The sequence below is a fragment of the Janthinobacterium sp. GW822-FHT07A03 genome (genome assembly GCF_058798815.1).
The window spans coordinates 60,891-70,100 of sequence record NZ_JBXAKW010000015.1 but is presented as its reverse complement, the minus strand read 5'-3'; the positions used below and the strand labels follow the sequence as shown (position 1 = coordinate 70,100).

The 9,210-nt window shown below is 64.3% G+C and carries 2 protein-coding genes; both read right to left on the bottom strand.

Annotated features, from left to right (window positions below):
- On the bottom strand, window positions 1-2,879 hold a 2,879-nt coding region (locus AC1RJW_RS28315; protein ID WP_493047878.1), incomplete at its 3' end, for a beta-ketoacyl synthase N-terminal-like domain-containing protein.
- Between the two features lie 14 nt (window positions 2,880-2,893).
- Entirely contained in the window at window positions 2,894-9,187 is a 6,294-nt protein-coding gene (locus AC1RJW_RS28310) for an SDR family NAD(P)-dependent oxidoreductase (protein WP_493047877.1), read from the bottom strand.
- Between the last annotated feature and the right edge of the window lie 23 nt (window positions 9,188-9,210).

The following is a 9,210-nucleotide window of genomic DNA, read 5'->3' as shown; positions in this document are numbered from 1 at the left end:
TGTAGCACCAGGTGGGCGTTGGCGCCGCCGGCGCCAAACGAGGAGATGCCGGCGATGCGCGGAAAGGCGCGCAGCACACCATCGACCTGGACGCTGGGCCGCGGCCACTCCGCCAGTTCCTGCTGCACCACGAATGGCGTGGCGGCGAAATCGATGTTGGGGTTGAGCGTGCGCGCATGCAGCGACGGCACCAGCTGTCCGTGGCGCATCTGCAGCAGCACCTTGGTCAGGCCGGCGATGCCGGCTGCGCTTTCGCAGTGGCCGATGTTCGACTTGGCTGAGCCGATCGCGCAGAACTGGCGCTCTTGCGTATCGCGCGCGAACGCCTGCGCCAAGCCGCGGATCTCGATCGGATCGCCCAGCGCCGTGCCTGTGCCGTGCGCCTCGATGTAGCTGACGCTGCGCGCATGCACGCCGGCACGCCGCAGCGCGTCGGCGATGACTTGTGTCTGCGCCAGCGGATTGGGCACGGTGTAGCCATTTGTCTTGCCGCCCGCATTGACCATGCTGCCCTTGATGACGCCGTAGATGTGGTCACCGGCAGCGATCGCGGCCTGCAAAGGCTTGAGCACCACGGTGCCCACACCTTCGCCGTCGACGAAGCCATCAGCGTCGGCGCCGAACGATTTACAGGCATCGCCGGACGACAGCATGGCCATGGCGGACAAGCCGATGTAGTGGGCAGGGTCGAGTATCAGGTTGACGCCGCCGGCGATTGCCGTGGCGCAGGTGCCGCTGCTCAGGCTCTCCACCGCCAGGTGCAGTGCCGTCATCGAAGATGAACACGCCGTATCGACCGCCATGCTCGGTCCATGAAAGTCCAGCAGGTAAGAAACGCGATTGGCGACCGACCAGTGGCGGGCGCCGCCAGCATAATTTTCATTCATCACGCCGACAAAGACACCCACGGCGCCATCCCGCGCCAAGCCGGCCGGCGTATAGCCAGCGTCTTCGATGCTGTGGTAGGCCTCTTCCAGGAACACCCGTTCCTGGGGACTCATTTTCTCTGCCTCGTATGGCGAGATATTGAAGAACAGTGGATCGAAGCAATCGGCGCTATCGATGAAGCCTCCCCATTTACTATAGGTTTTGTGCGGCGTATCCCGTCTGGCGTCAAAGTGCAGCGCCGCATCCCAGCGTGTGGCGGGCACTTCACCGATGCAGTTTTTTCCCTCTTTCAAGTGTGTCCAGAACTGTTCCACGTTGTCAGCACCGGCATAACGGCCCGCCATGCCAACGATCGCGATTTCCAGCGCCACGCCGGGCGCTGCGGCCAGCGGCGCCGCGCGTGCTGGTGCCGGGGCGGACTCCGGCGCGCGCGGGGTGGTCGCATGGTGCGGCGCGGCCTCCATTTCCAACCCGACCCATTTGGCCAGTGCGTCAGGTTGCTGCAGGATGAAATGCGCAACCAGCGCGTCGATCGTCAGGCATTCGAAGAACAGCGTGCTGCCCACGTCGTCGAACGCCAGACGCAGGGCATTGGTCAGCTGCACGATGAGGATGGAATCGATGCCATATTGCGCTAGTTGCGCACTGGTATCGATCTTGTGCAGCGGAACGCGCAAGGTATCGCTGATCAATTTTTTGAAACGAACCGCGGCCGCTTCCGTCAAGCGCGGATCGCCGCCCGCATCTGCGGCCGCTGGAACATGCCTGGCCGTGGCGACGGAGACGTCCGCCACATCCACCTGCGTCTGCACTTGCCTTGCCATTCCATCGCTGGTAGCGGCAATGACTTGCTGGCCTAGGCCATGGCCGCGCCGCGCGGGAAAGGCAATCTCGTGAAAGCCTTCCTGTCTCAGTACCGTCTGCCAACCCTGCTCCGACAAGGCGGGGCAACCGGGCATGCGCAAGGCGCCATCCTCGTACAGCCACCAGCCGTCGAGCAAGCCAAACGTCAAATGCGTGAACAGGTCCGCGCCGCTGATCTCATTCAACAGCAATACTCCGCCGTTACGCAAGGTAGCCTTCGCATTGCGCAGGCTGTTGCGGATATTGCTGGTGGCGTGCAACACATTCGTTGCAATAACAACATCATACGCGCCAGCCTCGATACCTTGTGCCGCGAGCGGCATGCCGACGTCGAACAGCTTATAGGTCAGATAGGGCTGGGCCGCACCATACTCCTTTTCCGCATGGAAAAGGAAGGCCTTCGACACATCTGTATAGCAGTACTCCGCCATCTGCTCCTGGTATGGACGCAAGCGTGCAAACAGTTGCGCGCTGGTGCCGCCGGTGCCGGCGCCGATCTCCAGAATCCGGATGCCGCCCCTCTTCCCTTGGCGCCGGTGCCGCTCGACGATGGCAACCAAGGTGTCGGCCAGCACGGCATTAAAATAGTCGGCCAAGGTATTGCCCTTGTAAACGCCTTCAACCAGGGAGACGGAAGAATCGGGGAACATGATCTCGGTGGCCGGCACGCTGCCGCGCAAAATCGCCGGCAATGCCCGCAATGTCGCCTCGCTCAGCCGTGCCCGGGCCTTCAAGTCGGTACAGTCGAGCCAAACGGCGCGCCCGAGCGACCAGACGCGCCACGCCTCGGCGGGAGCCGGAGCCGGTACGCCACGAGCGCTATAGCCTTGGGCATCGCTGTGCAGGTAGCCCAATGCTGTCAGCATGCACAGGCTTTGCTCCAGCCAGCGTTCGTACTCGGGACGCAGACACAGCAACTGGCGCGCTTGCGCTACGCTAGCTTGTTCCAGGCAATCGAGCCCCATTGCGGCCAGCTCGCTCCAGAGTACGCTGGCCAACGCTTCGTCGAAACTATCCATCAACAGCGGGCGGCTAGGCGCACACGCCTGGGTGCCGTCGAACACATCCTTGTGCTGTTCTGCCAGGTACTGTGCCAGGCGCTGCAATTTATTTTTTTTAGGCAACATTTTTCGCTAATCCGCTAGGTGGAAGGGGGAGAGATCACGACATCGTCCGATGTCAGCATGCGGGCCATCACGGTGGCGTCGAGATCAAGCGCATAGTCTTGCCGCAGGCGCACCACCAGCGCATCGAGCATGGCAGGGGAAAGCGTGTCCGTATCATCGCCAAGCGCGCCGTCCGGCCGCTCGCGCAATTGCTCCGTCAGGCGCGACAACATGGCGTGCACTTGATCGAGCAGCGCCTGTTCAGCGCCGTCGTTCACCATGCCATCCGGCGGATACACGCTGACCATTTCGGCAGGGGTGGGTGCCGGCTCCGCAGTCTTGAGGAAAGCCATCTGCCGCGGCGTTCCTTGCAACAGGCTGTCGAGGGCCAGCATGCCGTCCTCCGGCTCGATCGACGCAAAGCCCATCTGCGCCATCCTCTCGCGGTACGCCGACGCGGCGACGATACCGACACTGCCCCAATAGCCCCAGTTCATGATCTTCACCGGATATGCCCCGCTGCGCCCCAGCTGCAACCCGAAGGCATCCTTGAAAGTGCAGCCGGCGGCATAATTGCTTTGTCCAGCGGCCTTGGAAAAGCTTTGCAAGGAGGAGAAGAACAGCATGAAATCGAGATGTTCGCGCCCGAACACCTGTGCCAGCCGTACGCTCACATCCACCTTGGCAGCGAGCCCGCTGCGAAAACGCGCCTCGTCCATATTGCCCAGGCTCTTGTCAGCCAGCACGATGGCCGCGTTGACCACGCCATCCACGCGCCCGTGGCGCAGCAGTATCTGCCGGTATGCCCATTCCAGTGCCTCGGCATCGGCAGCATCCGCAGACAGATAGTCGGGCGCCGGGCCCAACAGTGCCAGCGCATCGATCTTTTCCTGTATCTGCGCATCGAGCGGACGCCGGCCTATCCAGACGATGTTCGCCGCATAGTTGTGTATCAAATGCGCGCTCCAGGCGGCACCGATGCCTCCTGCTCCACCGATCACGACATACACCCCTGCCTGGCGGTATGGGCTTGCGCCGGTGACAGGCATGTCTCCGGGCAGCAGACGCTGGCGGTAGCACAGGCCAGCGCGCCAGACTAGCGCATTGCCATCGGCGTCGCAGGGCCAGTCCATGATGTGCGCCAGCGCAGGCGCGCTGTCGACCGGTAAATCGACCAGGCGCACAGACCAGTTCGGATATTCCTTGGCCATCGAACCAACCAGGCCATGCACGCTGGCGTGCGCCGGGCGGATTTCCTCGTCCGCATGCAAGGCCTGCGTCTGGGTCGTCAGCACCGTCCATTCCAGCGCGCGCGTGCCATAGCCGAGCGCCAGTAGCGCCTTGATCAGGCGGAATCCATCCAGCACTCCTTCCTGCTGCGCAGCGATCAACTCCTCGTCATGCGGACCGCATGTTTTTTGTGCCGGCACGCGCCACACGATATGATCGAATTCGCCCAGCTGCGCCAGCCTGGGCGCAAGTGCACCTGCCTCGTCGCCTCCCGCACTCCAAGCCTGCACTTGCGGGTGGTGCCGACGCAGCGTCTCCAGTTCACCCGGCAACGCATTGACCAGTAGCACGCGCTGCGGCGCGGGCGGCGCCATGGCGCCGGCGCTGACGACATCCCACACGGGATACAGTGCCTGCAAACCGTCGTGGACGGCATCGGCAGGCGCCGGCTGGCTGGCGGCGCGCATGGCAAGGCCACGCAGGCGCACCGCCACCCGGCCTTGTCCGTCGCACAGGTCAATATCGTATTTGCTGACCATTGTTCCCCCTGCCCGCCGCAATGCCGCCCACATGAGCGAATCGCAGGGGGCGAATATTTCCAGGCTGTCCAGGGCGAACGGCAAGGCCGGGCTGGAACCGGCCGGTACGCTCTGCATCAAGCCCAGCGAAGCGTGCAGCGCCGCGTCGAGCAGGCTCGGATGCAGCCGGTAGCCACTCGCGTCGGCGGCGGATGCCGGTAAAGCGAGGGCAGCGAGCGCCTGCCCGTCGCCGCAATCGATCGCGCGTACGGCGCGCATGGCGGGACCATAGTCGATGCCCATGCCCGCATACGCCGCATAGCATTGTTCGGCGGACCACTGCCCCATGCCGCATTGCTGCCGCCAAGCCTCCAGGTCGAGCGGCACGGGGGCCGTTCGCGGGCCAAGCCACACGCTACCTTGACTATGCAGCACTTCACGTGCCTGCGGATCCTCGCTGCAGATGCGGAAATCGATGCCTCCGTCGGTGCGCGCTGCGAGCAGCACGTGCACTTCCAGTGCCGTCGTAGCCACCACCACCGGCCGCAGCCAGGCCACGTCGGACAGCTTGATGCCGGCCGCGGCATCGCTGCCCGACGCCAGCAAGGCCGCCGCGCAAGCCATTTCCAACTGCGCCACGCCTGGCAGGAGGCGCTGGCCGCGCACGACGTGGTGGGCGAGGAAAAATTCACTACCGCTGAAAACGGTGCTGTAGCGTTGCTGGCTTAGGGACGAGGTATTGCGCTGCACCAAGGGATGCAGCCAGGACGCGCTGGCTGCGGCCGGCCGCGCCGCTTCTATCCAGTAGTGGTCCGCCGCGAAAGGATAGGTTGGCAAGGCCACGCGGCGCGGCGCGGGCGCGCCATGCAGGCTGCGCCACTCGACGGATGCACCCTCGATCCATGCGACCGCCATGCGTTCCACGGCGGTGCTGCCGGCCGGCGCCGCGCCCGGTACGAGGACGTCCGCGGCCGCGTCGCCGGCCAGCCAGGCACGCAACTGCGTGCGCAAGCCATCGCTGGAATCGGCCAGCACCACCAGGCGACTGGTCATGGAGGCGCGTCCCACCTGCAAGGTATAAGCGATGTCGGCCAGCCCGATGCCGCTCAGCTGTCCGCTATCGAGTGCCGCGCACAATTGCCGGACTTGCCGCTGCAAGGCGTCGCTGTCGCGCCCTGATAGCGGAACCGCGTGCAACTGCTCGTCCTCCGGCTGGCGTGCAGTGTGGTCTTGCGGCAGGTGTTCCTCCACGACTACGTGCGCGTTGACACCGCCAAAACCGAAGGAGCTGATGCCCGCCAGGCGCGGCCGGCGCACATCGCCGTCGACAACCGGCAGCCAAGGCTGCGTCTGCGTGGCCAGGCGGAAAGGACTGTCGTCGAGATCGATGAAAGGATTGCGCCGGGTGAAATGCAGCATGCCGGGCAGGACACCGTGCTGTAGCGACAGCAGCACCTTGAGCATACCGGCGATGCCGGCCGCCGACTCACAATGCCCGATATGCGTCTTGGCCGTGCCAATCACGCATGAGGAAGGCTGGATACCCACGCCCGTGTCATCCTGCAATTGCTGGAAAGCCTCGCTCAAGGCCTGTACCTCGATGGGATCTCCCAACGGCGTGCCGGTACCGTGCGCTTCGATATAGCCAATGCCGTCCGGCGCCACCTCCGCCTGGCGCCAGGCGTCGCGGATCAGGCGCTTTTGCGCGTTCAGATTGGGGGCCCTCAGCGAATTTGACTGTCCGTCGTGATTTACGCAGGCGGCCCTGATCACGCCATAAATCCGGTCGCCATCGCGCAGTGCATCCTCGTATGGCTTGAGCAGGACTGCGCCGTAGCCTTCCGCACGTACGAAGCCGTTGGCTGCCGCGTCGAAGGACTTGCAGCGGCCATCGGCGGCCAGCATGCCGGCGCTGTGGCTGGCGCAGTAGATGCGCGGTGACAGAATGAGATTGATGCCCGCCGCCACCGCCACGCTGCAGTCGCCACGTTCCAGACTATCGACCGCATGGTGCACCGCCACCAGCGAACTGGAACAGGCGGTATTGACGACCTGGCTGGGACCGTTGAAATCAAACCAGCGCGAGACCCTGTTGGCGATCAGGCTCATGTGCATTCCGGAATCCAGGTAGGCACCGTACAAATCGCGCAAGGCGGCACGGTTGCTGGCCAGGTCGAGGTAGTCGACGCTGTGTGCGCCGACGAACATACCCACGTCACGGCCCTTGAACTCGCGTGGATCGTAGCCCGCGTGCTCGAACACGCTCCAGCTGAGCTCCAGCAGCTTGCGCTGTTGTGGATCCAGGCATTCGGCTTCCAGCGGGGCGATGCCGAAAAAATCGGCATCGAAGGCATCGACTCCGTCGATGAAACCGCCCCATTGTGGAAACGCGGCCGATGTCAACCAGTCGGCAGCGCCATCGGCCTGAGTGAACCAGGCTGCACGCTCGGCCGGCAGTGGTGTGATGGCGTCCGCCCCGCCGACCAGATTGTCCCAGAAACGCTGCGGATCGCTTGCCCCGCCAGGGAAGTGGCAGCTCATGCCGATGACGGCAATCCGGGAAGGTCCCTCGGTGCGGCGCCCGCCCGCCACCGGTGCGGAAGCCGTATCGCTGCCACCGTTGCCCGTGTCGCCGGTCACCTGCCCTTGCAGAAAATGGGCCAAGTCATCGAAGCTACGATACTTGAACAGCAAGGTCGGTTCGAAGCGCAAACCAAACACCACCTCGATCTGGCGCGCGACCTGGATGTACTCGACCGAGTCGAGGCCTAGTTCTGCAAGCGAACCGGCCCGGTCCAGCATGTCCGCGTCCATGTCCAGGCAGGCTGGCAGGACCTCGGTACGCAATCTCGCCAGTATCTCCAGCGGCACGCCGGGTTGCGCAGGCTTGGCTGGCTGCTCCTGCATGGCGCGTTGCCGTACCCGGTGCCGCCGTCGTTGGCGCAGGGCCTGTACAAGATAGGCCTGACGGCACTGGTTGCGCTGCAACTTGCCACTGGGCGTGGCAGCGATCTCGCCAGCTTCGACCAGGCAAACTTCGTGCACTTCCAAGCCATGCGCCGCCGACACCTGCGCCACGATGCGCCTGCACAGCGCCTCGAGATCCGCCTCGGCGAGCGCCTCGCCCACTTCCTGCACGATCACCAGTCGTTCCTGTCCATCCGCCTCGACGGAAAAGGCGGCCACCGGCAGAGCAATTTCCGGCAGCGCGTCGCGGATACTGGCTTCGATATCGGCGGGATAATGATTCTTGCCGCGCATGATCATCACTTCCTTGATGCGGCCCACCACATACAGCTGGCGCTCATCGAGAAAACCGAGGTCGCCCGAGCGCAAATAGCCTGTGTCACCTCCCACCGGCACAACGCCGAACTGTTGCGCCGTCTCGGCGTCGCGCTGCAGATAGCCGGCGGCCACGCCTTCCGAGCGTATCCAGATCTCGCCGATGCGCCCTTCGGCGCAGCAAGCCAGCGTGTCGGGGTCGACAATGCAGATCTGGGCGCCTGCCGCTCCCGGCTCCCCGCAGCTGGCGGCGTAGCGCACGGCAGCGTTCTGTGCGGCGCAACGAACTTCGCCCTGCTGCACGGCTGCCAGATCGAGCGCCAGGAAACGGGGACCGCCGCGTTTCGCGCCGCGCGTCGACACGGCGCCTGCCTCGGACATGCCGTAGTGAGGACATAGCACGGTAGCGTCGAAACCCAGGGCGCTGAAGCGTTCCGCAAACCGCTCGCAGCTATCTTTGCGCACCGGCTCACCGCCGCAGACCAGCGCTTGCAGGGAATCGAGTAGGATGCCCTGCACTTCCTCCGCGCGTATTCTGGCATGGCACACGTCGAGGGCAAAATTGGGCGCACCCGTATGCGTCGCCCGGTACTTGTCGATGGCTTGGAACCAGGTGGCCGGCGAGGCGACAAAGCTGGCCGGTGCCATCAGCACACTGCTGGCACCTTGCGACAAGGGGGCGAGAATACCAAGATGCAAGCCGAAATTATGGTATTGCGGCATCCAGGACAGGACCCGGCTATCGGCGCATATCTGCCATTGCGTGGCGCCGCCTGAGGCTTGCACCCACAGATTGCGGTGGCTGAGTACGATCCCTTTCGGCGCGCCGGTGGAACCCGAGGTGTATAGCACCACGGCGGCATCGTCCTCGCAGCGCTCCCGCGCCGGCAGCCGCGCGGTGTCAGGCACGTTCAGCTGTCCGATATCGACCAAGGGGATGGCGCACAGGCCGTCGAGCTGCTCCTTTGCGGCAGCGTCCGTCAATACGCAGATTGCCTGTGCATCGCCGCCGATACGGCCGATGGCCGCTGCCAGCGCGGCTGGATCGGCAAGATACGGCAGCGGTACCGCCGCCAGGTTGGCGTGCAGGCAAGCGAGCAAGCCTTCAACGAAAGCTATCCCCTGGGGCAATACCAGCAGCACCCGCTGCTGCGCCACACTGGTCGCCTGCAACGCGCTGCCGACCTGCTGCAGCCGCCTGGACAGGTCCACGCCGCGCACGCCAGGAGCGGCGTGGGCCTGAAGGCCATCTTCAAAGAAAAAGAGTTCTTTATCAGCGAACTGTTCAGGTAAATCCATGAAGTATCGGGTGGAAGCGGCCA